The sequence below is a fragment of the Ciceribacter sp. L1K23 genome, from assembly GCF_018122705.1.
In the GTDB taxonomy this organism is placed as follows: domain Bacteria; phylum Pseudomonadota; class Alphaproteobacteria; order Rhizobiales; family Rhizobiaceae; genus Allorhizobium.
Genome location: NZ_JAGRRC010000001.1, coordinates 520,559 through 545,890 on the forward strand (window position 1 = coordinate 520,559; position 25,332 = coordinate 545,890).

At 60.4% G+C, this 25,332-nt stretch carries 23 protein-coding genes; 13 read left to right on the plus strand and 10 right to left on the minus strand.

Annotation, left to right across the window (positions count from 1 at the left end):
- Positions 1–39: 39 nt before the first annotated feature.
- The 9 genes from J5J10_RS02330 to J5J10_RS02370 all read right to left on the minus strand — a co-directional run bounded on the left by J5J10_RS02330 (position 40) and on the right by J5J10_RS02370 (position 9,827).
- Complete coding sequence (locus J5J10_RS02330; RefSeq protein ID WP_211928665.1) at positions 40–1,725, minus strand: ABC transporter ATP-binding protein; 1,686 nt, start codon at positions 1,723–1,725, stop codon at positions 40–42.
- Positions 1,722–2,666 (minus strand): acetamidase/formamidase family protein, encoded by a 945-nt coding sequence (locus J5J10_RS02335; protein WP_211928666.1) that lies wholly within the window; start codon positions 2,664–2,666, stop codon positions 1,722–1,724. The genes J5J10_RS02330 and J5J10_RS02335 overlap by 4 nt, the downstream gene beginning before the upstream one ends.
- An 80-nt stretch (positions 2,667–2,746) precedes the next feature.
- Positions 2,747–4,366: an ABC transporter substrate-binding protein gene (locus J5J10_RS02340; protein ID WP_211928667.1), complete on the minus strand. Its 1,620-nt coding sequence runs from the start codon at positions 4,364–4,366 to the stop codon at positions 2,747–2,749.
- A 27-nt stretch (positions 4,367–4,393) separates the two neighbouring features.
- Complete coding sequence (locus tag J5J10_RS02345) at positions 4,394–5,314, minus strand: ABC transporter permease (protein WP_211928668.1); 921 nt, start codon at positions 5,312–5,314, stop codon at positions 4,394–4,396.
- Positions 5,314–6,162, minus strand: coding sequence for an ABC transporter permease (locus J5J10_RS02350; RefSeq protein WP_211928669.1), 849 nt, complete (start codon positions 6,160–6,162; stop codon positions 5,314–5,316). The genes J5J10_RS02345 and J5J10_RS02350 overlap by 1 nt, the downstream gene beginning before the upstream one ends.
- Complete coding sequence (locus J5J10_RS02355) at positions 6,162–6,743, minus strand: ANTAR domain-containing protein (protein WP_208553620.1); 582 nt, start codon at positions 6,741–6,743, stop codon at positions 6,162–6,164. Before J5J10_RS02355 ends, J5J10_RS02350 begins: the two co-directional genes overlap by 1 nt.
- Positions 6,743–7,879 carry a transporter substrate-binding protein gene (locus J5J10_RS02360; protein WP_211928670.1) on the minus strand — a complete coding sequence of 379 codons (1,137 nt, stop codon included), beginning with the start codon at positions 7,877–7,879 and terminating at the stop codon, positions 6,743–6,745. Before J5J10_RS02360 ends, J5J10_RS02355 begins: the two co-directional genes overlap by 1 nt.
- 197 nt (positions 7,880–8,076) lie before the next feature.
- Positions 8,077–8,979 (minus strand): proline iminopeptidase-family hydrolase, encoded by a 903-nt coding sequence (locus J5J10_RS02365; RefSeq protein WP_211928671.1) that lies wholly within the window; start codon positions 8,977–8,979, stop codon positions 8,077–8,079.
- A 65-nt stretch (positions 8,980–9,044) separates the two neighbouring features.
- Positions 9,045–9,827 carry an autoinducer binding domain-containing protein gene (locus J5J10_RS02370; RefSeq protein WP_211928672.1) on the minus strand — a complete coding sequence of 261 codons (783 nt, stop codon included), beginning with the start codon at positions 9,825–9,827 and terminating at the stop codon, positions 9,045–9,047.
- 124 nt (positions 9,828–9,951) lie between these two features.
- On the opposite strand from J5J10_RS02370, the gene J5J10_RS02375 reads away from it, so the two are divergent.
- The 7 genes from J5J10_RS02375 to J5J10_RS02400 all read left to right on the plus strand — a co-directional run bounded on the left by J5J10_RS02375 (position 9,952) and on the right by J5J10_RS02400 (position 17,057).
- On the plus strand, positions 9,952–10,839 hold the full coding sequence (locus J5J10_RS02375; protein WP_211928673.1) for a proline iminopeptidase-family hydrolase: 888 nt from the start codon (positions 9,952–9,954) through the stop codon (positions 10,837–10,839).
- A gap of 50 nt (positions 10,840–10,889) precedes the next feature.
- Positions 10,890–11,828, plus strand: a complete 939-nt coding sequence (locus J5J10_RS02380) for an ABC transporter permease (RefSeq protein WP_211928674.1) — start codon at positions 10,890–10,892, stop codon at positions 11,826–11,828.
- Complete coding sequence (locus J5J10_RS02385; RefSeq protein ID WP_211928675.1) at positions 11,825–12,679, plus strand: ABC transporter permease; 855 nt, start codon at positions 11,825–11,827, stop codon at positions 12,677–12,679. The genes J5J10_RS02380 and J5J10_RS02385 overlap by 4 nt, the downstream gene beginning before the upstream one ends.
- Positions 12,676–14,352 (plus strand): ABC transporter ATP-binding protein, encoded by a 1,677-nt coding sequence (locus J5J10_RS02390; RefSeq protein ID WP_211928676.1) that lies wholly within the window; start codon positions 12,676–12,678, stop codon positions 14,350–14,352. Before J5J10_RS02385 ends, J5J10_RS02390 begins: the two co-directional genes overlap by 4 nt.
- A 48-nt stretch (positions 14,353–14,400) precedes the next feature.
- The gene (locus J5J10_RS02395) at positions 14,401–15,900 is read left to right on the plus strand and encodes an ABC transporter substrate-binding protein (protein ID WP_249116806.1); all 1,500 of its coding nucleotides are present in this window, start codon (positions 14,401–14,403) and stop codon (positions 15,898–15,900) included.
- Between the two features lie 150 nt (positions 15,901–16,050).
- A complete protein-coding gene (locus J5J10_RS22350) occupies positions 16,051–16,341 on the plus strand; it encodes a hypothetical protein (protein WP_249116654.1) in 291 nt (96 codons plus the stop codon).
- A complete protein-coding gene (locus tag J5J10_RS02400) occupies positions 16,338–17,057 on the plus strand; it encodes a GSU2403 family nucleotidyltransferase fold protein (RefSeq protein WP_249116655.1) in 720 nt (239 codons plus the stop codon). Before J5J10_RS22350 ends, J5J10_RS02400 begins: the two co-directional genes overlap by 4 nt.
- A 26-nt stretch (positions 17,058–17,083) precedes the next feature.
- Here J5J10_RS02400 and J5J10_RS02405 read toward each other — a convergent pair whose 3' ends face one another.
- The gene (locus J5J10_RS02405; protein WP_211928678.1) at positions 17,084–17,758 is read right to left on the minus strand and encodes a GntR family transcriptional regulator; all 675 of its coding nucleotides are present in this window, start codon (positions 17,756–17,758) and stop codon (positions 17,084–17,086) included.
- A gap of 117 nt (positions 17,759–17,875) precedes the next feature.
- On the opposite strand from J5J10_RS02405, the gene dctP reads away from it, so the two are divergent.
- From dctP to J5J10_RS02435, 6 genes are all read left to right on the plus strand, one after another.
- Positions 17,876–18,880: a TRAP transporter substrate-binding protein DctP gene (gene dctP / locus J5J10_RS02410; RefSeq protein WP_211928679.1), complete on the plus strand. Its 1,005-nt coding sequence runs from the start codon at positions 17,876–17,878 to the stop codon at positions 18,878–18,880.
- A 68-nt stretch (positions 18,881–18,948) separates the two neighbouring features.
- Entirely contained in the window at positions 18,949–19,524 is a 576-nt protein-coding gene (locus J5J10_RS02415) for a TRAP transporter small permease (RefSeq protein ID WP_211928680.1), read from the plus strand.
- Positions 19,521–20,837: a TRAP transporter large permease gene (locus tag J5J10_RS02420; RefSeq protein ID WP_211928681.1), complete on the plus strand. Its 1,317-nt coding sequence runs from the start codon at positions 19,521–19,523 to the stop codon at positions 20,835–20,837. Before J5J10_RS02415 ends, J5J10_RS02420 begins: the two co-directional genes overlap by 4 nt.
- Positions 20,834–22,267, plus strand: coding sequence for a malonyl-CoA decarboxylase (locus J5J10_RS02425; RefSeq protein ID WP_211928682.1), 1,434 nt, complete (start codon positions 20,834–20,836; stop codon positions 22,265–22,267). The genes J5J10_RS02420 and J5J10_RS02425 overlap by 4 nt, the downstream gene beginning before the upstream one ends.
- A complete protein-coding gene (locus J5J10_RS02430) occupies positions 22,264–23,772 on the plus strand; it encodes a malonyl-CoA synthase (RefSeq protein WP_211928683.1) in 1,509 nt (502 codons plus the stop codon). The genes J5J10_RS02425 and J5J10_RS02430 overlap by 4 nt, the downstream gene beginning before the upstream one ends.
- A gap of 221 nt (positions 23,773–23,993) precedes the next feature.
- Complete coding sequence (locus tag J5J10_RS02435; protein WP_211928684.1) at positions 23,994–25,016, plus strand: helix-turn-helix domain-containing protein; 1,023 nt, start codon at positions 23,994–23,996, stop codon at positions 25,014–25,016.
- Positions 25,017–25,332: the final 316 nt, after the last annotated feature.

Here is a 25,332-nt window from a genome sequence, read left to right on the forward strand (position 1 = left end):
GGTCAGATTGCGCACCGGACGTGGTTGACCGGCCGCACATTAGCTTCGGCTCGCCTTGCCATTTCGCCTGGGATCGGGCATGGGAACCGCTTCCATCAGATTGCGAGTGTAATCGTCCTGAGGGTTCTCGAATACCTGTCGGCGCGCGCCCATTTCGACGATCCGGCCGCCTCGCATCACGGCGACATGGTGGGACATCTTCTCGATGACCGCCATGTCGTGGGAAATGAAGAGATAGGCGAGCCCCATCTGTTCCTGCAGTTCTAGCATCAAGTCGAGCACACGGGCCCGGACAGAGACGTCTAGTGCTGCGACGCTTTCGTCGGCGACGATCAGTTTCGGCTCAAGCGCGAGAGCGCGGGCGATGCAGATCCGCTGCCGCTGACCGCCCGAGAATTCGTGTGGATAGCGCTCGGCAGCGTCCGGCGTCAGACCGACCCGCTTCAGCAGAGCCGCCACACGATCCCTGCGTTCAGCGATATTTCCGATATCATGAATGACCAGAGGCTCAGCGATGGCCGCGCCGACATTCATGCGCGGATCGAGTGACGCATAGGGATCCTGAAAGATCATCTGGGCGGCGCGACGGATCGGCCTCATGATCGCGTGGGACGAGGGGAAAACCTCCTGACCGGAGATCCGCACGCTGCCGTCAAAGGGTATGAGGCCCAGTACAGCCTTGCCGGTGGTGGACTTGCCGGAGCCGCTCTCGCCGACCAGGCCCAGCGTTTCACCTGCCTTCAAGACGAAGCTGACGTCCTTGACCGTCGGTTCCGGCCGCGGCCCGCGGTTGAGCCAACCCGTCTTGCGTCCATAGGTGACGCGGAGGTCGGCAACCTCGAGAACAGGGATCGGGGCAAGGGGCGCCGCTGGCGCTGCCGTCACCCTTGGCGGCGCGTCGGTCCCTGCAAGCGCCCCAAGCCGCGGTACGGCTGCCAGCAATTGCCGTGTATAGGGTTCGGCGGGACGCTCGAAGATATCAAGCGCGGTACCTTGCTCCACGATCTGACCCGACTGCATGATCGCCACGCGATCGGCCATTTCGGCAACCACCCCCATGTCGTGGGTGATCATCAGGATGGACGTTCTGAATTCGTGACGCAGCTCGCGCATCAGCTTGAGGATCTGCGCCTGCACTGTGACGTCGAGCGCCGTCGTCGGCTCATCGGCGATCAGCACCTTCGGACGACACGACAAAGCCATGGCGATCATCACGCGCTGGCGCATGCCGCCGGAGAGCTCATGCGGATACTGGGTCAGCCGACGCGCGGGGTCGGTCATATGCACAGCGTCCAGCATCTGCCTGGCAACCGTTTCCGGGCTTTCGACGAGATTGTCGCGATGCTCCCGGATCGCCTCCGTCAGCTGGGCTCCAACGGTCATGACGGGATTGAGCGATGTCATCGGTTCCTGGAAGATCATCGCGATCTCGCCGCCCCGGATACGCCGCATAGCGCGCTCCGATATTCGCGTGAGGTCCTTGTCACCCAACCTGATTTCACCGGAACTGATACGCAACGACGCCTTCTGCAGCAGTCCCATGATCGCGAGCGAAGTGACCGATTTGCCCGAACCGGATTCCCCGGCGAGACACAAAGTCTCGCCGGCCGCAAGATCGAAGGAGACATGATCGAGGATGCGCTTTAGGCCGCCCGGTGTGCGTGCATCGACCGAAAGCCGCTGGACGGAAAGGACCGGGGCCGGCCCCTGACGTTGCTCTGTCACGAAAGAACGATCCTTGGGAAGTAGAAGGAGACAACCCAGTTCGGCATGTCGACGATCTCGCTGATCCTGAGATCGCCGCAGACCGAGCAGAGCATGTAGGCATCGACCGCGTTCATGCCGTGCTCGGCGCACAGCAGGTCGATCATCCGCATGACCGCCTCCTGCGCTCCCGTCATAAGGTCGGGACCGATGCCGGTGGTCACTTCGTAGCCGGCCCCGTCAAGATGACGGGTCACCGGTTCGGTTGTGGTGAAACGAGGCGTCTTGAGGTTGGCACCTTTCACGAGGTCGAGTGTCAGCTCGACGTTCATCTGGCTTTCGATCGCGGTTCCGCAGACTTCGCCGTCACCCTGCGCGGCATGGGTGTCGCCGACGGAGAAAAGCGCGCCCTCAACTTCGATCGGCAGATAGAGTGTCACGCCCGATGTCAGGTCGCGGATGTCCATGTTGCCGCCGACGCGACGGGGCGGGACGACGGAATGCAGGCCGGCTTCGGCCGGCGCGACGCCGATGGTGCCCGTGAACGGCTTCAGCGGCACCTTTCCGCCGGGGCCATAGGCGGCGGGAGCCATCGAGGCGGTGTCGTAGGACCAGACATGCAGCGCCGGGTCCTTGAACTGGTCGGCGAGAAGGCCGAATCCGGGAATGTTCGCTGTCCAGCCATACCCGCACGGATGGAACTTGCGGATCGTCACCTTCAGCGCGTCGCCCGGTTTTGCGCCTTCCACATATACCGGACCAGAGACAGGATTGATCTTGCCGAAATCGAGATTGGCAAGCGTCTCGAGCGTTGCATCGGGACCCAGTTGCCCGCCGGAAGAGTCCAGGCACTCGAACAGGATCGTCTCGCCAGGTTTGGCGGTCAGGGCCGGAGGGAAGTCCTTGTTCCAGCCGAAATTGTGCTGGGCGCGATGAATGGTGTGGTTGCAGGCGACGCACATGATGAGGCCTCAGGAGTGTTGTGGTGTTTCCTCGAAAAGCTCCTCCCCCCGCCGGGAAGGGAGGAGCAATGGCAGGTCGATCACTGCTTCACGAAAATCGCATCGTAATTGATGACGCGGGTCGGATCGATGTAGATGTTGTCAGGTCCGCCCATGCGTAGCGACTTGGCAACGACGCGACGTTCGTTGATGACTGGCACCCAAGGCGCATCGGCCATGATGTCGGTGTAGATCTTGCTCCAAAGCGCCTGACGCTCGGCAGCCTTGGCCGGATCGGACATGGAATCTGCCTCGACCGCGCGCTTGTCGAGCGCTTCGTTGCAGTACCACGACCAGTTCCAGCCGCCCTGCACCGCGCCGGCGCAGCCGAGGATCGGGCCATAGAAGTTGGACGGATCCGGGAAGTCCGCGATCCAGGCCATGCCGCCGGACCAGATCATCGGTGCTTCGCCTTCGGTGCCGCCGGCTGCGATGACATTACCTTGGGCCAGAGCCCGCACTTCGGCCTTTACGCCAATGGCCGCCAGGTCCTGCTGGATCGCCTGGGCGATGCGGGGCTGCGGATCGGTGTTGGTCGAGTAAAGAACGGTCTCGAAGCCGTCGGCATAACCGGCCTCTGCCAGCAGTGCCTTGGCCTTCTCGACGTCGAAGGCGTAGCCGGTGAACTCCTTGTCGTAGCCGGGCATCAGCGGCGGAAGCGGCTGATTTGCAGGTGTCGCGCGACCGTTCAAGATGCGCGTGATGCGCTCCTTGTTGACCGCCATGTTAATCGCCTGGCGCACCTTGACGTCATCCAGCGGCTTGATCTTGGTGTTGAGCGTCAGGTAGCCGGTATGCAACTGCTCGCCGTCGACGATCATCTGCGCGCCTTCAGGCGAGTTCTTGATCTCGAGGAATTTGGCCGGGGGTATGCCGTCGCCGGCGATGTCGACTTCTCCCTTCTGGAGACGCAAAAGCGCCACCAGCGGCTCCTGGCCGACTTCGACTGTGACCTTATCGATATACGGCATGCCATCGATGAAATAGTCGGGGTTGCGGTCAAACACGAGTTTCTGGCCAATGGTCCAGTCCTTCAGGATGAAGGTGCCGGAACCGACCGGCTTCTTGCCGAAGTCGCCAGCGGCTGCATCGACGGCTTCTTTCGGTACGATCGAGGCGAAGTTGATCGCAAGCACGTGCAGGAAGGTGGCATCAGGACGCGACAGCTTGAAGATCACGGTGCCGTCATCTGGCGTCTCGATACCCGAAAGCGTTTCCGTTGAACCGCCCATCATGTCGTCAAAGCCGGCGATGGCGCCGAAGAACCCGGCACCCGGTCCTTGGGTCTTCGGATTGACGGCGCGTTCGATCGAATACTTGACGTCGGAGGCAACGACATCGCGGCCATTGGAGAATTTCACACCCTTGCGCAGCTTGAATGTGTAGGTAAGGCCGTCGGGTGCCACCTCGAAACTCTCTGCGAGAGAGGGCACGATATTCGCCGTGCCGGGCTCATAGTCGACCAGGCGCGAGAACAGGCTCTTGATCATCGACCAGTTGACCCAGTCATAGCCGATGGCCGGATCGAGTGTGGTGATGTCGTCCTTGTAGGTGACGACGATGTCTCCGCCCTGGCTGGGAGTTTCCTGGGCATGGACCGACAGCGGCATCAGCGCCATGAGGGCCGCCGCCGTGGAGTTGAGAAGCAGACGTCTGAACATTTTGAAGTTCCCCTTTGTCGTTAGGCTTCAGTGTGAACGGATACGCGGGTCGATGACCGGCGCAATCAGGTCGGCAACCAAGTTGCCGGTGATGATGGCAAGGGCGGAGGTGAGCGTGACGCCCATGATGATCGGGATGTCGACCTGCTGGATGGCCTGCCAGGCAAGTTGCCCGATGCCGGGCCAACCGTAGACCGCCTCGACCACGACCACGCCGCCCATGAACTGGCCGATGTCGATGCCGATCATCGCGATTATGGGCAGGATGGCATTGGGTAGGACATGGCGAAGGATGACACGCGCTCCCGAAAGCCCCTTGGCGCGCGCGGTGCGGATGTAATCCTGGTTCAGCACGTCGATCATCGCCGATCGCACCATCCGGGCGTACCAGCCTGCGCCGAGTAGTCCGAGCGTCGCGGCGGGCAGGACGACATGGGCGGCCGTGCCGTATCCGGACATCGGGAACCATCCGAGCGTGGCGGCGAAGACGTATAGCAGCAGGAGGGCCACCACGAACTGCGGCGCCGATACGCCGACAAAAGCCGACATCATCACAGTTCTGTCCACCAGCCCGCCGCGATTGAGGGCGGCGATCGAGCCAAGGATCACGCCGAGCAGCACTTCGAGAAAGATGCCAGCCGCCATGAGAGTGAGCGTTGCCGGCAAGCGTGCTGCGATCAGTGTCACGACCTCGGTCTTCTGCGCATAGGAACGCCCAAGATCGCCCTGGACCAGACCACCGACATAGTGGGCGAACTGAACGGCGAGCGGCTGGTCGAGGCCGAGCTCGCGCCGGATGTTTTCCACCGTCTGGGCGGTGGCGCTACGACCCGCGAGCATGCGCGCCGGATCTGCCGGGAGGGCGTAGAGCAGCATGAAGGTAATCGCTGCCACACCGAACAGGATGAGCACGGACTGGAGCAGCCGTTTTCCGAGCAATGCCAGCATCAGCCTCTCCCCCGCTGGGTGGGATCGAGAATGTCGCGCAGCGCGTCACCCACCAGGTTGAAGGCAAGCGCCGTCAGCAGGATGACGGCTCCGGGGAAGAAGACGAGCCATGGTGCTGCCTGAAAATAGCTCTGGCTCTCGAAGATGATGTTTCCCCAGGATGGATCCGGCGGTTGCACGCCGATGCCCAGGAAGGACAGCGTCGCCTCGAGAAGCACCGTCGTGGCGATACCGAGCGTACCCCAGACAATCGCTGTCGGGATGAGGTGCGGCAGAATGTGGAGGAACAGGATGCGGGCGTGGCCAGCGCCGAGGGAACGTTCGGCAAGAATGAAGTCCCGCTCCACCAGCCCCCTGGTTTCCGTGTAGACGATACGTGCAACCTGTACCCAATTGACCAGAGCGATCACCATCGCCACGATCCACAGGCTCGGTTTGAGGAGTGCCGCCAGCACGATGGCGAGCAGCAGGGCCGGAAAGGCCATCATCAGATCGGTGAACCGCATCATGAGATTGCCAGCCCAGCCGCGCATGTAGCCGGCCGTGATCCCGACAAGCAGTCCGATCGCGACGGCAACACCATTGGCAACCAGGCCGATGATAAGCGAGGTGCGCGCGCCGAAAAGCATACGCGACAGCAGGTCACGGCCGAGCGTGTCGGTGCCGAGGAGGAAAGGGCCGCCCGGCGGCATCGGAGCGCCTTCCAGCGTGAGGCCATCGAACATCTGCTCGTCCGGATCGAAGGGTGCAAACAACGGCGCCCCTAGCGCCGCGACGAGAACGACCATGATGACAAGAAGGCCGAACAGCGCAGCGGGCTGTCGCCCGATTTCCTTGAGGACACGCATCAGCCAACCTCTCGCAGGGTCTCGATGCCGCCGACGACGAGCGCCGCCAGCTGTTCGATCGGCATGCGCCGCCGCATCGCGCAGTTTCGAAGCAGGCCGTAGGCGCGTTCGTCGTCGATCTGCCGTTCGACCTTCAGCCGGTCGACCGCCGCAAAGACGACAGGACGCAGCTTCAGGCGTTCCTCGAGCCGATCTATGCGCGCCTCGTCCTCCAAGCGCTGTTCGTGAGTACTGACCGCAAGAACCAGCGCTGGATAGACTGTCGAAGCCGATACCGGCTTCGGAATAAACGACGCGGCGCCGCAATCGATCGCCCACGCGATGCGGCCGGGCGCTTCAGAGCCGAGCAAGGCAGCAACCGGGCGAGCCGGCTTGCGGCGTGCCCACGGCAGGAGCTCATCCCAGCCACGATCGGCATCGACGATAACCAGATCCGGCAAGGCATCGTCCGCCAACGGCAACCATTGCAGGGATGAGCTGACACCCAGGAGAGCGAGTTGGCGGCACAGCTTCTCGGTATTGCTGTCCTCCTCCGCGAGGATAACCACGCGCCATCCCGTAAAATTCGGTGTCCGCGACATCATGATACGACCCTCAATCGAGGCTCGCTCCGCGTACTTCCGCCGGTCAGATAAGGATCAGCAGCCAGCGGAGGGCGAGCGGCGATGACATCGAAACCACGCGCGGCATTGATACGACCGAGGAGGAAAGGGAGGGCGGCGTGGTTGGTGACCCGGTCGACGACCATGTCGCCAAAAAGACCCGGCCAGGTGGCGGCATGAACCTGTCGACGCACGGTCGTCGGGTCGCCGTCGCCGGACGCCTCGATCGCGCCGATGCAGATGCTCACGGCGGTATAGGCGCTGGCAAAGATACTGGAGACCCTGCGGGCCGTCGGCTTGAAGGCTCGCAGCCGGGTCTTGAAATCGCGGTTTTCCGCCGTGTCGAGTGTGTCGAAATAGGAGGCGGCGCAAAGCTGGCCGATCGCGGCGCCATCCTCGATTTCATCGAGTTCGCTTTCCTGCAGATCGCAACTTGCGACCGGGCAGTTCTCCGGCAGAAACGCGGGATCACGTTGACCAAGCTCGTGCATGGCCTTGAGGAAGGCGTAGCTTGACGGACCGATGAGATTGTTGAGGACAAAGCTCGGGCGCTTCTCGGCGATATCGGCGATGATGCGTTCGACCGCCGTTTCTTCGAGAGGCAGGTAACGCTCACCGAGCACGGTTCCGCCGGCATTTGCGACGAGTTCACGGGCCAGGCGGTTCATCTCCCAGCCCCAGACATAGTTGGCGCCGACGAGGTAGGGTCGCGCACCATGGCGGGGAACGAGATGCTCGAATAGCGGGATCAGATGCTGGTTCGGGCAGCCCCCGATATAAATGACGTTTTCGTTCGCTTCGAATCCTTCGTAGGGGCACATGTACCACAAGAGGCCGTCATGTTTTTCGACGAGCGGCAGCACCTCCTTGCGGGCAGCGGACGTGATCGTGCCGATGATGTGGCGGCAGCCACTGTCGCGGATCAGGCTTCGCGCACCTTCGAGATAAGCAGAGAGATCGGCGTGGGGATCGAAGAACACCGGCTGCACCCGTGTGCCACCAGCTTTCGCATATTCGTGAAACGCAAATTCCACGCCGTCGAAGGCGTCACGGCCCATGGCGCCGTAAGGCCCTGTCGTCGAATAGAGGATGCCGATTTTCACTGGGTCCAGCATTGAGAATTCCAAACGCAAAAAATCCCACAACGCGGATCCCTGTTATAGGGGCGTTGTGGGGCTCTATTGCCCGTTGACGGATGTCGCCGATGTAAGAAGTCCGAGCGCTCTGCTCAGATGATGAGCATGATTAAAATATGCCCATTCGCCTTTTGTCAAGCGGCCAAACGCCTCGTTCGCATCTCGCTGTTCAGCTGTTAGTCGAACTGCTTGAGGAAATCCGACACAGTGCTCAGGCAAAGCGCCTTTTCCTCGACATGCGGCATGTGGCTCGAGTTTTCGAATACCACCCAGCGGCATCCGGGTACGTTGTCGACATAAGGCTTCACGACCAGCGGCGTTGCTTCGTCATGGCGCCCCGAGATGAGCAGGGTAGGGGCGGCGATACGGTGAAGACGGTCCTCGATGGTCCAGTCCTTCAGCGTTCCTATGACATGGAATTCGGTGGGACCGTTCATGTTGCGATAGACGGTGTTGTCCTCGTCCATGATCGCGAAGGTGCGCGCGACTTCCTCCGGCCACGGCGTCACACGGCACACATGGCGATCGTAGAAAACCCTGGAGGCAGCAATGTAGTCGGGATCGGTGATCGTTCCGGCTTCTTCGTGACGCAGGAGCGTCGCCTGGACGTCATCCGGAAGTTCCCGGCGAAGCCGGTTCGCCTCGGCGACCCAGGTCCGCATGTTGGCCGGCGAATTGGCGATGACGAATGCCTTCAGTCCGGCGGGGCGACGCACCGCATGCTCCGAGCCGAGCATGCCGCCCCAGGACTGGCCGAGATATGCATAGCGGTCCTGGATGCCGAGGTGATTTAGCAGGTTGTCGAGTTCGTCCAGAAAGAGTTCGACGGTCCAGAAATCAGGGCCCTTGTCGGGAAGGCGCGTCGAGTTGCCGTTACCAAGCTGGTCGTAGTGGATGACGGCGCGGCCATCCAGCGCAGCAATGTCCTTGAAGGCATCGACGTAGTCATGGGTGCAGCCGGGACCGCCATGCGCGACGACCAGAGGCAGGCGATCGGAGGAAAGGGAACCCGTGATCCGATACCAGGTCCGGTAGTCCCGGAAAGGCGCATAACCTTCACTCGACGATATGGCGGTCACGTCATTCTCCTTGATCTCATGGGCAGGAGAAGACCTTAGCGATGCTCAGGCACCGGTGGCAGCTATCATAACTTATAGGCCGGAACGCTTGAGAGCAAACGGCACTGGGTTGCCCGGACAACGGCCTGCGTCCTGTTCTTCGCGCCGAGTTTGCGGGTAGCCGAATTCAAGTGCATGACAACAGTTGGAACCGACCGATCGATGATGCGCGAGATCTCCTTCGCCGACAGCCCATAGGACGAGTAAGTCAGACATTCGCGCTCCCGTTCGGTGAGGCGTACACCGGATGCATTCAGCACCTTGTCGTCGAAGAGCTCGTAGGCGGCCTCGTGGAAGACATGCGCCAGCAGGCTGAAATCGGCGATGACGCGCATGGCATCCCGACTGAAGTCTCGCCGGGCACCATAGCGCACCCCTGTTACGGTCGCATAGTCGCCGCGCGGCATGTGAACCGGCACCGTTATCCCTGCAAGCATGTCATGCTCGCGCAGAAAATCGCAGACCGGCTTGGTATCGTCCGTAAGGAAGCGGCTGATCTTTGTTTCGACGTCGGGATCGTAGTTCCAGAAGAATGGTACCGATGTCTGCATCGCAAGGCGCTGGACGGGGTCAATGCGGAAGTACTCGCGATTGCACCAATAATCGTACATGTCGCCGGCGACATTCCGCAGCTTCAGGAGCGTCGGGATTTCCACCTGTCCTGCGATGTCACAAGGCGTGGGTGTGTAGTCATAGATCAGCGCCTCGAAGCCAAGCTGTCGCATCGCGCTGAAAGCTTCGTCGATCCTATCGTCAAGCGTCTCCCGACTGGACAGGCGATCCGCAAGAACACTGATTTCGTCGAACATCCCTTACTCCGGCATGACGTTCGCAGCCCACCTATCACTTGTAATAGCTGGTACGCATAACGCGATGCGATAAAGTTAGCCATGCTCAAATTTTGGTCAAGTCAATTCGAGAGGGCAGGGCGACATGTGGCGTGAGATCACTCCGGATGAACGCATCGAAGTCGAGGTCGACGGGTTCAAGGTTGTCGCCTACAGCTTCGGAAGCGGCGACGAGACCGTCTTTTGCCTGAACGGCGGACCGGGATTGCCGTGTGACTATCTCCGCGACGCCCATTCCTGTCTCGTGGATCAGGGTTACCGGGTGGTGGCCTTCGACCAGCTCGGAACCGGATCCTCCGATCGTCCGACGGAGGAGGGACTCTGGACCATCGATCGCTATGTCGAGGAGACCGAGACGGTCCGAAAGGCGCTCGACCTCGGCAAGGTGCATCTCCTCGGACACTCCTGGGGCGGCTGGCTGGCGATCGACTACGCGCTTAAATACAAAGAGAATCTAAAGACACTGATCCTGGAAGACACCGTCGCGGACATGCCGCATCTGGTGTCGGAGCTTGAACGGCTTCGAGCCGCGCTCGGCTCCGAGACAGTCGCAATGATGCAAAAGCACGAAGCGCAAGGGACACTCGGCCACCCCGAATATCTGGCGGCGGTGACCATCCTCAACTACCGCCATGTCTGCCGCCTGCCCGAATGGCCGGCACCCGTCCGTCGCTCGCTCGATGACTGGAATATGGGCCCTTACATGACCATGCAGGGGCCGAACGAATTTCTTTATACCGGCAACCTGAAAGACTGGAACCGCATACCGGACCTGCCCGGGCTGGACTTACCCGTGCTTATCACGGTCGGAGAGCATGACGAACTCACGCCCGCCTGTGCGATGCGGATGAAGAACGCTCTGCCCAATGCTCAGTTGCACGTGTTCCGAAATGCAAGCCACATGCCGTTCTACGAGAATGCCGAAGCGTATTATCCTGCGCTGATCGACTTCCTGGCCCGGCACCGATCATGACCTCGACCGGCACGCCGCGCCACCTTTAGCCAAAGACGATAACAGAACACATGCACCGATACAGGTTCGTTCTCTACCGGCCGCTACAGCTTCTGCCCGTTCTTTTCGGGATCAGCATCATCACGTTTGTTCTCGTTCGACTCATTCCGGGGGACCCCGCCCGAGTCCTTCTCGGCACGCGGGCGACGCCGACGGCGATCGCCCGTATTCGCGAGCAATATGGGCTGGATGAGCCGATATGGCTTCAATACTTCTACTTCATCGAGAATCTCGGTCGCGGCGAAATGGGCAAGTCGATTCTCTACAAGATCGACGTGCTGAGGCTGATCGCTGCCAGGATTGAGCCGACCGTGATGCTGGTGCTGACGAGCGTCATTCTCTCCATCCTTATTGCCGTCCCGATGTCGGCACTCGCGGCCCGGCGTCAGGGCCGGCTCGCGGACCACGCAGTGCGGGTCGTCTCCACAATGGGCATCGGCTTCCCGCCCTTCTGGCTGGCATTGATGCTGATCATCTTTTTCAGTGTTCAACTCGATCTTTTTCCGGTTTCAGGCTACGACAACACCTTCACGGAAAAGCTCTGGCACCTCGCTTTGCCGAGCCTGACTATTGCCTTGTCGCTATCAGCGGTTCTCACGCGCAGCCTTCGGGCGGCCATGATCCAGTCGTTGCACTCGGATGTCGCAACGGCGGCGCGCGCACGCGGCATGCCGGAAAACATCGTTTTCTGGCGCCATGTCCTGCCGAATTCGATCGTTCCGACCATCAACTTGCTCGCCGTCAACATCGGCTGGCTGATCGGGGGAAGCGTGGTCGTGGAAAGCGTCTTTGCGTTGCCCGGCATGGGGCAGTTGCTCGTGCGGGCAATCTTTTCCCGCGACTACATGGTCGTTCAGGGCGTGGCCATGGTTTTTGCCTGTGCCACGGTGCTCGTCAACTTCCTGGCCGACATTATCACGGTGACCGCCGACCCGCGGGTGAAGCTATGAGCGCCCCCGCGAAGCCGCTTACGTCTTCTATCGGGCTCAGCCGCTGGCTGGGACAGAACCTGGCATTTGCCTTGGGGGCAGGGCTACTGGGTTTCTTTGTGCTGATCGCGATCGCCGCGCCTGTCGTCGCACCCTACGATCCGGTCGTGCAGATGGCGGATGCGCGCCTGCAGCCGCCCTCCTTCAGCCACCCGTTTGGTACGGACAACTTCGGACGCGACATCCTTTCGCGCGTCATCTGGGGCACGAGGATTGACCTGCAGATCGCCTTCATCGGCGTGATCTTCCCTTTCATCATCGGGACGCTCGTCGGCACGATCGCGGGCTTCTTCGGTGGAATCATCGACACCATCTTCATGCGGATCATCGACATCATTCTGGCCTTCCCCTTCCTCGTGCTAATGCTGTCCATCATCGCCATCCTGGGACCGGGGCTGACGAGTTTTTATATCGCCATGGCACTTGTCGGCTGGGTTTCCTATGCGCGTCTGGTGCGGGCCCAGATCCTCGTCCTGAAGAACAGCGACTATGCGGTCGCGGCGGTGAGTCTCGGCTTCAGCCGGACCCGCATCATGTTCCGCCACCTCCTTCCCAACGCCGTGGCCGGATCGCTGGTATTCGTGATGTCGGACGCCGTTCTGGTGCTCCTGAACGGAGCCGCCATCAGCTATCTCGGGCTCGGCGTGCAGCCACCGACTGCGGAATGGGGCATCATGGTCGCGGAAGGCCAGCCCTTCGTGACGACCGCCTGGTGGATCACGCTTTTCCCAGGCCTCTCGATCGTCTTCCTGGCGTTTGCCTTCAGTCTGCTCGGCGATGCCCTGGGCGATATGCTGGGGGTGCAGGAATGAACGAACCCATCCTTTCGATCCGCGATCTTGTGGTCAATTTTCACGGAGAAGACCCACCGCGAACGCTGATCGACCACGTTTCCTTCGATCTCGCCAAGGGCGAGGTGCTCGGGCTTGTCGGTGAGAGCGGCTCGGGCAAAAGCCTGCTCTGCCGCGCCGTGATGCGACTGCTGCCATCCCGTAGACTGTCGATCGACGCCGGTTCCGTCGAGCTCGACGGCCGCGACCTCGTGACGGCGACGCCCGACGACATACTTGCCGTACGGGGGCGCGAGATCGGGATGATCTTCCAGAACCCGACCAGCCACCTCGATCCTGTCATGAAGATCGGCCACCAGATCGCCGAAGGCATCCGTTTTCACCAGGGCATGACCTCCAGACAGGCCCGGACGGAAGCGATCGAGATGCTGGCGCAGGTCGGCTTTCCCGATCCGGCGCGGCAGTACGATAACTATCCGCACGAGTTCTCCGGCGGCATGCGGCAAAGAGCGATGATCGCCGCCGCACTGTCGTGCAAACCGAAGATCCTGATCGCGGACGAACCGACGACGGCGCTCGACGTGACGATCCAGGCACAAATTTTGGAGCTTCTGCTTGATCTGCGCGATCGCTTCGGGCTGTCCGTGATCCTGATCACCCACGATCTCGGCATCGTCGCGCAGACCTGCGACCGGATCGCTGTCATGCGCAACGGCCGACTGGTGGAACAGGGTGCGAAGCGCCAGATACTGGGGCGTCCGCAACACGAGTATACGCAGATGTTGATCGGCAGCCATCCATCACTGCCGACCGCAAGCGCGCCGGCGACAGTCGCTTCCGACGCCAGCGAAAAAGCGATCAGACCCCTCCTCGAAGTCGACGACCTCAACGTACGTTTCGATGTGGGCGGCTCTCTCTTTAGCTCCGGACGGAAAACCGTCGCCGCCGTGAAGAATGTCAGCTTCCAGGTCATGCCGGGTGATACCGTCGGGATCGTCGGGGAATCCGGCAGCGGCAAGAGCACACTTGCCCGCGCCATTCTGGGCCTGACGCCGATCTCCTCGGGGCATGTCACCTTTGACGGTGTGGATCTCGCCCAACAGCCAAAGCACGCACTCGCCAAGCTTCGGCGGGAAACGGCGATGGTGTTCCAGGATCCGCTCAATGCTCTCAATCCGCGTATGACCGTCGGTGAAACGCTTGGCGAGGTTCTTAAGGTGCAGGGTATGCCGGTTGCGAAAATCCCTCACCGCATCGAGGAACTGCTCGATCTGGTCCACCTTGGCCAAGAGTTCAAAGACCGGCGCCCGCGCAGCATGAGCGGCGGTCAGTGCCAGCGCGTCGGCATTGCAAGGGCGCTTGCGGTCAATCCACGGATGATCATTGCCGACGAATGCGTGGCCGCGCTTGACGTGACGATCCAGAAACAGATCGTCGATCTCTTCGCCGAGTTGAAGACGCGCATGAACCTGACGCTGCTGTTCATCGCACACGACCTCGCGATCGTCCGTAATCTCTGCGACCGGGTGCTTGTCATGTACCACGGTGAAGTCGTCGAGGAGGGGCGGTCTGCCGATGTCTTCGCACGGCCCAGACAAGCCTACACCGCCGCCCTTATCGAGGCGGTCCCGGACATCGATCCCGACAAGAAGCTTCGCGCGCCGAAAACGATCGCGGCGCCCACTGCAGCCTGACACGGAAACCGTCAACAAAAAGGGGAATGAAAAATGCTAAAGAAATGGATGAAAATCGGCATGGTCACCGTGCTGACCTCGTTGTCGCTTGGCGCAAGTCTTGCGGAAGCGGCTGGCGTGCTCACCATTGGTCGGCGTGAGGATTCGACAACCTTTGATCCAATCAAGACCGCGCAAAACATCGACTTCTGGGTATTCTCCAACGTCTATGACGTGCTCGTGCGCGTTGACAGAACCGGCACCAAGCTGGAACCGGGCCTGGCTGAAAGCTGGACGGTCTCCGATGACGGCCTGATCTATACCTTCACGATGCGCGACGCCAAATTCTCCGACGGCAGCGCGATCACCGCTGACGATGCCGCCTTCAGCCTACTGCGTATCCGCGACAACGAGGGTTCGCTCTGGAGCGATTCCTACAAGGTGATCGAGACCGCGGAAGCAAGCGATCCGAAGACGCTGGTGATCAAGCTTTCCGGCCCCTCCGCACCCTTCCTGTCGACGCTTGCGATGCCGGGCGCTTCGATCATCTCCAAGGCCGGAATGGAATCCCTGGGCGAGGACACGTATGCGGAAGCGCCGGTGGCGTCCGGCGCCTTCACCGTCAAGGAATGGCGGCGCGGTGATCGGGTCATTCTGGAGAAAAACCCGAATTTCTGGGAAGCCGATCGCGTGTCGCTTGACGGCGTGGAATGGATTTCGGTTCCCGACGACAATACTCGCATGCTGAACGTCCAGGCCGGCCAGCTCGACGCCGCGATCTTCGTGCCCTTCTCCCGCGTGGAAGAGCTGAAGAAGGACGAGAACCTGACGGTTCATCTCGACACCTCCACCCGCGAAGACCACCTGCTCATCAACCATGAGCATGGCGATCTCGCCAAGAAGGAGGTGCGCGAGGCGCTCGACTACGCCATCGACAAGAAAGCGATCGTCGACACCGTTACCTTCGGCTTCGGTGAAGTCGCAAACTCCTTTATCCCCAAGGGCGCTCTCTACCACTATGCGGACAATCTTCAGCGTCCCTACGATCCGGAGAAGGCCAAGGAACTGCTGGCGGCCGCCGGTGTCAGCGGGCTGACGCTCGATTATCTCGTCAATGCAGGCAACGAGGTCGACGAGCAGATCGCCGTCCTGTTGCAGCAGCAGTTGCAGAAAGCCGACATCACGGTAAACCTGCAGAAGATGGATCCGAGCCAGACCTGGGATATGCTGGTCGCAGGTGAGTATGACCTTTCCGTCATGTACTGGACCAACGACATTCTCGACCCCGACCAGAAGACGACGTTCGTGGTCGGTCATGATGCCAACATGAACTACATGACCCGTTACAAGAACGACGCGGTGAAGGATCTCGTCGCCGCCGCCCGTCTGGAAATGGACCCCGCCAAGCGCGAGCAGATGTATGTCGATATCCAGAAGATGTCGAAGGACGACGTGCACTGGATCGACCTGTACTACAGCCCGTTCATCAACGTATCCCGGAAGAACATCGAGAATTTCTACCAGAACCCGCTCGGTCGCTTCTTCCTCGAGGATACCGTCGAGAACTGAGTCTCCGACCAGTCGAAATGTAACAAGGGCCCGCTCTGAACCATCAGGGCGGGCTCTGCCACGTGATCGGGGAACAATCGGAACGCACTTGGGAATGTGCCTAGCAATTTCATTTTTTGGTAGGCATAGCAAAAACTGAAAGTGATAGGCATGACACCGCTCAGTGGCATCGCGCTCAGCGCCTACACCGACCTCGTGCGGCTTCTGAACGACGATGCCGTCTCCGGCATTCCTGGCAAACCGGCCCTGAAACATCGCGGAGACAAGGCGTACTGGTATTCCGCGCGCCGCGTCGGGTCGGAGATGCGCTTCTTCTATATTGGCGAAGACGGTGACGAAACGCGCGACCGCATCGATCAAATCGAGGCTTTGCGGGCGACGGCGAAGGAGCGGCAGGCTGAACGGGCGCGGTTGGTTCGTCTGCTGCGGCAGAGGGCATGACCCCAACGGACCGGGCTACCGGTTCGATCCTGTCTGCCATGATGCAAGCGGGGACATTTCGCCTCGGCGGCACCATCGTCGGCACCAACGCATTTCGCCTGTACGACGCCGAACTTGGGATCCGGCTACCTATCGGCGCCATCGCCAACACAGACGAAATCGACAACGCGCAGTTCGAAACTGAGCCTGGCTCTGGAGGATCATGTCGATCCGGGGCTCGCGGAGACGTTCTCGGCGCTCGAATTCACGCCACTGCCGGGCTGGACCCCGCACGCACTTGGCGGTGGGCGCAGGGTGGCAGTGGCCAGTTGGTGGAGTTTCTCACCCCGACCTTCGGCGAGGAAACCATTCGAGAGCTGCCGGCGCTGGGAGTCAGCGCGCAGGCCCTCAACTACCTAAACTTCCTGATATCCGAACCCATCCAGGCAGCCGCCATCTATCGATCCGGTGTTCTGGTTCAAGTGCCCCGACCAGAGAGGTACGCGATCCACAAGCTCATCGTAGCCGACCGGCGGCGTGAGGGCGCCGGTACGCTGAAATCCTCCAAAGACCGCGAGCAGGCGGCGTTTCTGATCGAAGCTCTCGCAGAGGACCGGCCCGATGACCTCCGCACCGCACATGCCACAGCCATGGACGTAGGGCCGCGCTGGCGCCAGCACCTCGAAAACTCGCTGAGACGGATGCCCAAGACGCGGGAAATCTTGAGCAGCGTCTAGCGGCGGGAGACGGCAGGCAGAGCGTGCTACGCTTCCTTGCGCGCCCGCCGGTCGCGGTTGGCGAGGTTCGCCACAAGATCGCCGAAGCGGTTGCCTTGCACGGCGACGTGGCCGCGAAGATGCTCACGCGCAGCGTCCGCGTCACCCGCCAGAATGGCGTCGATGACGTCGCCATGCTCCTTGAACGATACCTTCATACGGTTTCGAACGCGCAACTGCAGACGCCGATACGGCCTTAGACGACGGTGCAGAGCGACGCACTGCTCCTCGAGAAAGGCACTTCCGGTCGCGGCATAGATCGCGCGATGGAAAACCTCGTTTTCGTAATAGTAGCGATCGGTCTCCTCGCTTTCGGATGCGTCACGGCATCTTTCATGCGCAGCAAGCAGAGCGGTACGATCGCTGTCCGTGTGTCTGCGGGCCGCCAAGGCGCCTGCCATGCCCTCCAGTTCTGCCATCACCTCGAACATCTCGAAGACGCGTTGAGCTGGCGGATCAGCGACGACAGCACCTCGCCGTGGCCTGATTTCCACGAGCCCGATTGCGCTCAACTGCATCAGTGCTTCACGGATTGGCGTGCGGGAAACCCCGAAACGCGTGGCGAGTTGCGTCTCGTCCAAACGCTCACCAGGCGCAAACTCTCCCGTGACAATGCCATTCTCGATCTCGTCGCGCAGCTTGAAGAAAATATTCTCGCTCATTACCCACCCGCTGAAGGCCCGTGTCATTCTTGTATACGAGAGCATTGACATTGCGCACAAGAAGACATCAGTATTATACCAGACCGGCAGGAGGGCCGGAATACCAGGGAGGAAAAAATGACGAAGTTTCGATGGAAAAGGCTCGCCTTAGCGCTTGCCGCCGTAAGCGGGCTTGCCGTCTCCGGTGCGCACGCGCAGACAGTGCTCAAAGCATCGCATCAGTTTCCAGGCGGAAAGGGGGACATTCGCGACGAAATGGTGCAGATGATCGCCCGCGACGTTGCGGCGGCCAATGTGGACCTGGAAATCCAGGTATTTCCAGGTTCGTCGCTGTTCAAACCGAACGATCAATGGAACGCTGTCACGCGCGGACTGCTCGACCTCACGTCTTTTCCGCTCGACTATGCTTCCGGCCGTCATCCGATCTTCTCGGCAACACTCATGCCTGGTCTAGTCGGCAATTTCGACCGGGCGATGCGACTGAATGACTCCGAGTTCATGCAGGAAATCAAGAAAGTCATCGAGGATGCCGGCGCGATGGTGATCTCCGATGCATGGCTCTCCGGCGCCTTTGCATCGAAGAAGGCTTGCATCACCTCGCCCGAGACGATGAAAGGACAGGTCATCCGCGCGGCCGGTCCGGCATTTGAGGAGATGCTGGTCGCGGCCGGCGCTTCCATCGCGTCGATGCCATCGTCGGAAATCTACAGCGGCATGCAGACCGGCGTTCTGGATGCGGCCAACACGTCGTCGGCGAGCTTCGTATCCTACCGCCTGTTCGAGCATGCCAAATGCCTCACCGCGCCAGGTGAAAACGCTTTGTGGTTCATGTACGAGCCGGTGCTGATGTCCAAAAAGGTCTTCGAGGGCCTGACGCCGGAACAGCAAAAGGCAATCCTTGATGCGGGCGAGAAGGCGGAAGCCTACTTCAACGAAGAGGTCCGCAAGGGCGACCAGTTGATGATCGACACCTACAAGAAGGCAGGTGTCGAGGTCGTAGAAATGTCGAAGGAAGACTACGACGCCTGGCTCGCCGTCGCCAAGGAGTCCTCCTACAAGAACTTCGCCGCCAACGTGCCGGACGGCGATAAGCTGATCGAAAAGGCTCTTGCTGTCGAATGAAGCCGCAACGCGGCCGTGGCGGGCATTATGCCCGCCACCATCTTCTTTCAACACCAGGGACTACCTCAATGGTGAACGCCTTTATTCGGGTTGTCGGCAATATGTCGCGTGCCCTGGCGGTCGTGTCGACCGCAATGATCATAGCTGCCATGCTTGTGGTGTGTCAGATGATCCTCCTACGCTATGTCTTTCGATTGCCGACCATCTGGCAGACGGACTTCGTGGTCTTCTCGGCCACGTCCGCCATGTTCATCGGCGCGCCCTATGTTCTCCTCAAAGGTGGGCATGTCGGCGTTGACGTTGTCGAGATGCTGCTTGCCGACCGCGCTCGTGCCCGTCTGCGTCTCGTCGGCAGTTTCCTCGGCCTGCTTTTTTGCGTGCTGATGCTGGCCGCGACCTGGATCCAGTTTCATGAAGCCTGGCTCGGAAACTGGAAGCACTCCAGTGTATGGGCACCGCCGCTCTGGGTCCCCTTGCTCTCACTGCCGATCGGCTTCGCGATGTTGTGTCTTCAGTACGTCGCGCAGATCCTGGCAGAGCTCTACGGTGCGGGGGTCGAAACCGGCGTTCATGATGCCGCGGCGTCAGTGCAACCAACCCCAACACACGACGACGGTACTTCCATGAAGGGATCGACCCGATGAGCCCGACAGTCTCCGGCCTGCTGATCATCGCGGCCCTCTTCGTTCTGCTCGGTACAGGCATGCCGATCGCTTTTGCCCTCGGGCTGGCCGCCTTTGCCGCACTCTACCTGCAAAGCGGCCTCGACATATTCTACATTCTGGGTGACACGATGTTTTCCGGCATCGCCAACCTCGCCTATGTCTCCATACCAATGTTCGTTCTGATGGGGGCGGCGGTGGCTTCTTCCCCAGCCGGATCGGATCTCTATACGTCGCTCGACCGTTGGCTGAACCGGGTTCCGGGCGGACTGGTCCTTTCCAATATCGGTGCCTGCGCGATCTTTTCCGGAATGACCGGCTCATCGCCCGCGACATGCGCAGCGATCGGCAAGATGGGCATTCCCGAAATGCTACGGCGGGGCTATCCCACCTCCGTTGCAACCGGTTCGATTGCCGCTGGCGGCACGCTCGGCATCCTGATCCCGCCGTCCGTGACGCTGATCGTGTACGGAATTGCCACCGAGACTTCCATCGGCCGCCTGTTCATGGCCGGCGTCCTCCCCGGCATCATGCTGACGATCATGTTCATGATCTGGGCAATCATCGACTGCAAACGAAAGGGGTACGAATTCGGTGCGCGCGCCATCCGCTATACAATCAAGGAAAAGCTCGCTGGCCTGCCGCGCATCCTGCCTTTCCTCTTGATCATCGCCGGAACGCTCTACGTTCTCTATGGCGGCATCGCCACACCTTCGGAAGCGGCGGGCGCCGGCGCGCTTCTGACGCTACTCGTAGTGGTCATCGCCTACGGGCTGTTCAGGTTCCGTCCGGTGGCCAATATCTTCGGGTCGGCCATGCGCGAAAGCGTGATGATCATGATGATCATGGCCGCGGCGGAGCTTTTCGCCTTTGCGCTGTCCTCGCTTTTCATAACGCAGACGGTTGCCACGGCGATTGCCGATATGGATGTGAACCGCTGGGTTCTGATGGGCGTCATCAACGTCTTCCTGCTGGTCTGCGGAATGTTTTTGCCGCCCGTGGCCGTGATCGTCATGACCGCGCCCATGCTCTTTCCGATCGTCACCCAGGCCGGTTTCGACCCCTACTGGTTTGCGATCGTTCTGACGATCAACATGGAGGTCGGGCTTATTACCCCGCCGATCGGTCTCAACCTGTTCGTCATCAACGCGATCGCGCCGACCGTACGGACCAAGGACATCTTGTGGGGGGCGCTGCCTTACGTCCTGGTGATGTTCCTGGCGATCCTGCTGCTTTGCATCTTCCCGCAGATCGCCACATGGTTGCCCAACCAGATGCTCGGAGTTGCGCAATGAACACCACCTCCTTCTTCGGCGATATGCTTCAGACCATAACCGAGCGAGGACGACGCTTCCTGTCGCTGGGTCCGCGGGAGGAGGGCACAAATCCGCTCGATCACATCGAGACCTTGTGCGAGGCGCTGCTATCCAGCCGGGGCGAAGCCTCCGGCATGGCCATGGCCAAGGATCTCCTCGATCGCTGGCAGCGGTTCGATCCGGCCATGCAGCGCGAGTTCATGGTGATGCTCCTGCGGCGCTTCGGCCCCAAGACGGAACGTCTGGAAAAGGCCATCGGAAGCTATCAAGCCGATCCGACCCCTGCGGCACTCCTTGAACTGCATGTGGCCGCGGAGCCCCGGCGGCAGGAGCTGATACGCCGCCTCAATCTTGCGCCCAACGGCATTGCGACGCTCGTGCGCATGCGCGAGAAACTGCTGGAACTGAAGGTCGAGGATCCGGATCTGGAGGCCGTCGACTCCGATTTCGCGCATCTCTTCGGCTCCTGGTTCAACAGGGGGTTCCTCGTTCTACGGCCGGTCAGTTGGTCAACGCCTGCCGACATTCTGGAGAAGATCATCCGCTACGAGGCGGTGCATCACATCGGCGGCTGGGACGAACTGCGGCGGCGCCTGGCCCCGGACGACCGGCGATGCTTCGCGTTTTTCCATCCGCAGCTGATTGACGACCCGCTCATTTTCGTCGAGGTGGCGTTGACGCGCGAGATTCCCTCCAACATCGCGGATCTCCTCAAAGAGGATCGTGCACAGATCAAAGCCGACGAAGCGACAACCGCCGTCTTCTATTCGATTTCCAATTGTCAGGAAGGTCTGCGTGGCATTTCGTTCGGCAATTTCCTGATCAAGCAGGTGGTGGAAGACCTGCGCCGCGAACTGCCGAAGCTCGATACTTTTGTGACGCTGTCTCCTGTCCCTGGCTTCGCCGGCTGGCTCTCGCGCGAACGCAAGGCGGAAAGTTCCGACGTGCTGACGCCAGCCGACAAGGCAAAGCTTGCCGTGATCGACGATCAGGATTGGACCGAACGCGCCGATGCCGTCGCCACCGTTCAGCCGGTCATGATGTCCGCTGCGGCATGGTATTTCCTGAAGGCACGTAATCCCAAAGGCCGGGTGATTGATCCTGTCGCCCGTTTTCACCTCGGCAATGGCGCGCGCCTGGAACGAATCAACTTCCTCGGTGACCTGTCGCCGAAGGCCCTGCGCCAGGCTCACGGCCTGATGGTGAATTACCTATATAAGCTCGACGACATCGAGGCGAACCATGAAGCCTTCGCCGGTCGCGGCGAGGTCGTTGCGGCGCAGTCGATCCGTCGCCTCGTACCGGCCGACAAGGCTGTCCGCAGTCTGGTCCCCGCCACCAACCTTCCCACCCCCAAGACCGAAGCCGCCAACGATTTGAAGAACGGCCGCAAGGAGTTCACGCCATGAGCAACCATCTGTTCGACGCCATCCGCCACGCCGTGCGTCCGGACTCGCCTTTCATCCTGGGCGCGGACGGCCGTTCGTGGACCTATGGAGACATGCTCGAGCAGTCGGGCCGCTTCGCCTCGGTACTCAAGACGCTCGGTGTGCAGCCTGGAGACCGGGTGGCCGTGCAGGTTGAGAAAAGCCCTGAAGCCCTGATGCTTTATCTTGGCTGCGTTCGCGCAGGTGCCGTCTACCTGCCGCTCAATACCGGCTACACGCTGGCGGAACTCGACTATTTTATCGGTGACGCGGAACCGCGTCTTGTTGTCTGCACCCCCGCAGCAAAAGACGGAATGGCGAAACTCGCGGCGAACCATCACGCCCATGTCGAGACGCTCGACGACAGCGGTGGCGGCTCGCTGGTGGATCTTGCCAGAGACGGAGGGAGCGATTTCCTCGATGTAGAACGCGGACCGGACGATCTCGCCGCAATCCTTTACACCTCAGGCACGACCGGCCGGTCGAAGGGGGCGATGCTCACCCATGACAATCTGCTCTCCAATGCCGCGACACTCCGCGACCATTGGCGCTTTACAGCCGCCGACAGGCTGATTCATGCCCTGCCGATCTTCCACACGCATGGACTGTTCGTCGCATCGAACGTCATCCTGCTGTCAGGCGCATCAATGTACTTCCTGCCGAAATTTGATGCTGACGAAGTGCTTCGCCTGATGAAGACGGCGACCGCAATGATGGGTGTCCCGACCTTCTATGTGCGTCTGGCCCAGCATCCGGGCCTGACCCGCGAGACCGCTGCCGGCATGCGCCTCTTCGTCTCCGGATCGGCACCGCTTCTGGCTGAAACCCACCGTAGCTTCGAAGAAAAGACAGGCCACGCTATCCTCGAACGCTATGGCATGACCGAAACCAACATGAACACCTCCAACCCCTACGACGGTGACCGGATTGCGGGAACGGTGGGCTTTCCGTTGCCGGGCGTTTCGCTGAGGGTGACCGAACCGGAGACGGGGGCTCCTGTCGCCGATGGCGAAACCGGGATGATCGAGGTGAAGGGCCCGAACGTTTTCAAGGGCTATTGGCGTATGCCGGAAAAGACGGCGGCGGAATTCCGCGCTGACGGCTTCTTCATCACCGGCGACCTCGGCAAGATCGACGAGCGAGGCTATGTGCACATCGTCGGGCGCGGCAAGGACCTCGTCATTTCGGGTGGATACAACATCTATCCGAAGGAGGTCGAAACGGAGATCGACCAGATGCCGGGCGTTGTGGAGACGGCGGTCATCGGCGTGCCGCATCCGGATTTCGGCGAGGGTGTGACCGCCGTCGTTGTCAAAAAGCCTGGAGCCTCAATCGATGAACGGATCATCCTGGATGGACTGAAGGACAGGCTGGCGCGCTACAAGCAGCCGAAGCGCGTGATCTTCGTGGACGACCTGCCGCGGAACACGATGGGGAAAGTGCAAAAGAATGTCCTTCGCGACACCTATGCCAATCTTTACACCTAGCCCTCGAAGGGGACTGGTAGGAAATCGCGCAGGCTGGAGCGGCATACAAAACGACGGGCGATCTGGCTGGGATAAAGCCCCGTCAAGGGCACTTTCGCCGGAGCAGCGCTTCGACGAGTCCAACACGGAGTTAAATGCACCGTCTTGACTGAACCACTGCGAAATAACGGTGAGTTATGACGATTACTGCCTTGTTTTAACGGTTTGCGAAAATACAGTTCATGAAGTTGAAGCGGGGGCTCAACTTCATGAAAATCGATTTTCCGGACTACAAATTGCTGCCGCCGGGCGAGCAGTTGAAAGAATTCAACAGAGGAATGGCCGATATCGGCTACCGTTGCCGTGTTGACGGCAAGGAGGAAAACGAGGGGTTTGATATCTCTGTTTCCGGGCACAGCTTTGGCTCGGCAAAAATGGCTCTCGTAAAGTCCGAAGGCTATGTATCGCTACCCGAGAAACACAGGAGAATGCCTGACATCAGGGGCGTCTGGGCTGTGGGGGTGTGGGTGCGCGGGCACGCCGACGTCGACGTTTCCGGCCAAACGGTGCGCGTTCAAGAAGGGAGCCTGGAATTGCGTTCGCTGGCCGAGCCGCGCAATGTTTCCCAGGCTGACAGTACGGTTCTCTATTGCTTTATCTCGAGGGACAGGCTGAGCGACATCAACTGGCTGCTCGATACCATCAAGAATATGCGAGGGAGCGCCCGTCTTCACCCTCTGCTGGGCCGTTACCTCGTGGGTCTCTTCAAGAACGCCGCGAATGTAGATGTGCAGGAGAGCGACACGGTCTCGGAGGCGACACTCGCCATGCTTCGGGCCTGCGCTGTCCAGTCTGGTGATGCGATCGAGGCTGCCAGTTCCCCTATTGCCGCGGCAAAATATGAAATCGCAAGCCAGTATGTCGAGGACAATCTGTGGACGAGGAATGTCGACACCGACCATCTCTGCCGTCTTCTCAACGTCTCGAAGCGCTATCTTTACAAGTTGTTCGAACCGCAGGGCGGAATCGATCGGTTTATTCGCACGCGTCGTCTGGAGATATGCTTCGACCGAATTCGCCGATCCGATGGCGCCACCCCGATCGACACAATCGCCCGGCAATCAGGCTTTGAAAGCGGGACAAATTTCAACAAACAATTCAGTTCGGTGTTCGGATGCCGACCGAGCGACGTGCGTCGTTCCAGTTATGGGTTCTCATCGGATGCATGGTTTGTCAAATGGCTTACCGGAGGTCTTGATGCCTAGTCGGACCGACACCCGGACAAGTTAGACCCCGTGGCCTACCCGAGCGATTCCTCACCAGGTCAAACAGAAGATTGTCGTTGAGTTTTATCAGATTGTATACATTATTTTCTCATTTCCTAAGTGAGTTCATGCTCAAGTTGAAGCGGAGAAAGACCGGCGCAACGCCGCGATGGCTGATCTTTCGACAGCGGCGGGAAGAGCAACGTAGTCGTTACGGAAACGGCTTTTGTCGACGGACAGGCGCGCCAAGACGGGGATTACACTTTCCGCTGTGGTCGAGAAGCACAATACGGCACTTTATAAATTTGGGGGAGAT

Excerpts from the sequence above, each read along its gene's own strand:
- J5J10_RS02435 (WP_211928684.1), top strand. The coding sequence starts at position 23,994 with ATGAAGTTGAAGCGGGGGCTCAACTTCATGAAAATCGATTTTCCGGAC.
- dctP (WP_211928679.1), top strand. The coding sequence starts at position 17,876 with ATGACGAAGTTTCGATGGAAAAGGCTCGCCTTAGCGCTTGCCGCCGTA.
- J5J10_RS02430 (WP_211928683.1), top strand. The coding sequence starts at position 22,264 with ATGAGCAACCATCTGTTCGACGCCATCCGCCACGCCGTGCGTCCGGAC.
- J5J10_RS02360 (WP_211928670.1), bottom strand. The coding sequence starts at position 7,879 with ATGCTGGACCCAGTGAAAATCGGCATCCTCTATTCGACGACAGGGCCT.
- J5J10_RS02375 (WP_211928673.1), top strand. The coding sequence starts at position 9,952 with ATGTGGCGTGAGATCACTCCGGATGAACGCATCGAAGTCGAGGTCGAC.
- J5J10_RS02335 (WP_211928666.1), bottom strand. The coding sequence starts at position 2,666 with ATGTGCGTCGCCTGCAACCACACCATTCATCGCGCCCAGCACAATTTC.
- J5J10_RS02380 (WP_211928674.1), top strand. The coding sequence starts at position 10,890 with ATGCACCGATACAGGTTCGTTCTCTACCGGCCGCTACAGCTTCTGCCC.
- J5J10_RS02350 (WP_211928669.1), bottom strand. The coding sequence starts at position 6,162 with ATGCGTGTCCTCAAGGAAATCGGGCGACAGCCCGCTGCGCTGTTCGGC.
- J5J10_RS02420 (WP_211928681.1), top strand. The coding sequence starts at position 19,521 with ATGAGCCCGACAGTCTCCGGCCTGCTGATCATCGCGGCCCTCTTCGTT.
- J5J10_RS02370 (WP_211928672.1), bottom strand. The coding sequence starts at position 9,827 with ATGTTCGACGAAATCAGTGTTCTTGCGGATCGCCTGTCCAGTCGGGAG.
- J5J10_RS22350 (WP_249116654.1), top strand. The coding sequence starts at position 16,051 with ATGACACCGCTCAGTGGCATCGCGCTCAGCGCCTACACCGACCTCGTG.
- J5J10_RS02355 (WP_208553620.1), bottom strand. The coding sequence starts at position 6,743 with ATGTCGCGGACACCGAATTTTACGGGATGGCGCGTGGTTATCCTCGCG.
- J5J10_RS02415 (WP_211928680.1), top strand. The coding sequence starts at position 18,949 with ATGGTGAACGCCTTTATTCGGGTTGTCGGCAATATGTCGCGTGCCCTG.
- J5J10_RS02390 (WP_211928676.1), top strand. The coding sequence starts at position 12,676 with ATGAACGAACCCATCCTTTCGATCCGCGATCTTGTGGTCAATTTTCAC.
- J5J10_RS02395 (WP_249116806.1), top strand. The coding sequence starts at position 14,401 with ATGAAAATCGGCATGGTCACCGTGCTGACCTCGTTGTCGCTTGGCGCA.
- J5J10_RS02400 (WP_249116655.1), top strand. The coding sequence starts at position 16,338 with ATGACCCCAACGGACCGGGCTACCGGTTCGATCCTGTCTGCCATGATG.
- J5J10_RS02425 (WP_211928682.1), top strand. The coding sequence starts at position 20,834 with ATGAACACCACCTCCTTCTTCGGCGATATGCTTCAGACCATAACCGAG.
- J5J10_RS02345 (WP_211928668.1), bottom strand. The coding sequence starts at position 5,314 with ATGCTGGCATTGCTCGGAAAACGGCTGCTCCAGTCCGTGCTCATCCTG.
- J5J10_RS02405 (WP_211928678.1), bottom strand. The coding sequence starts at position 17,758 with ATGAGCGAGAATATTTTCTTCAAGCTGCGCGACGAGATCGAGAATGGC.
- J5J10_RS02385 (WP_211928675.1), top strand. The coding sequence starts at position 11,825 with ATGAGCGCCCCCGCGAAGCCGCTTACGTCTTCTATCGGGCTCAGCCGC.
- J5J10_RS02340 (WP_211928667.1), bottom strand. The coding sequence starts at position 4,366 with ATGTTCAGACGTCTGCTTCTCAACTCCACGGCGGCGGCCCTCATGGCG.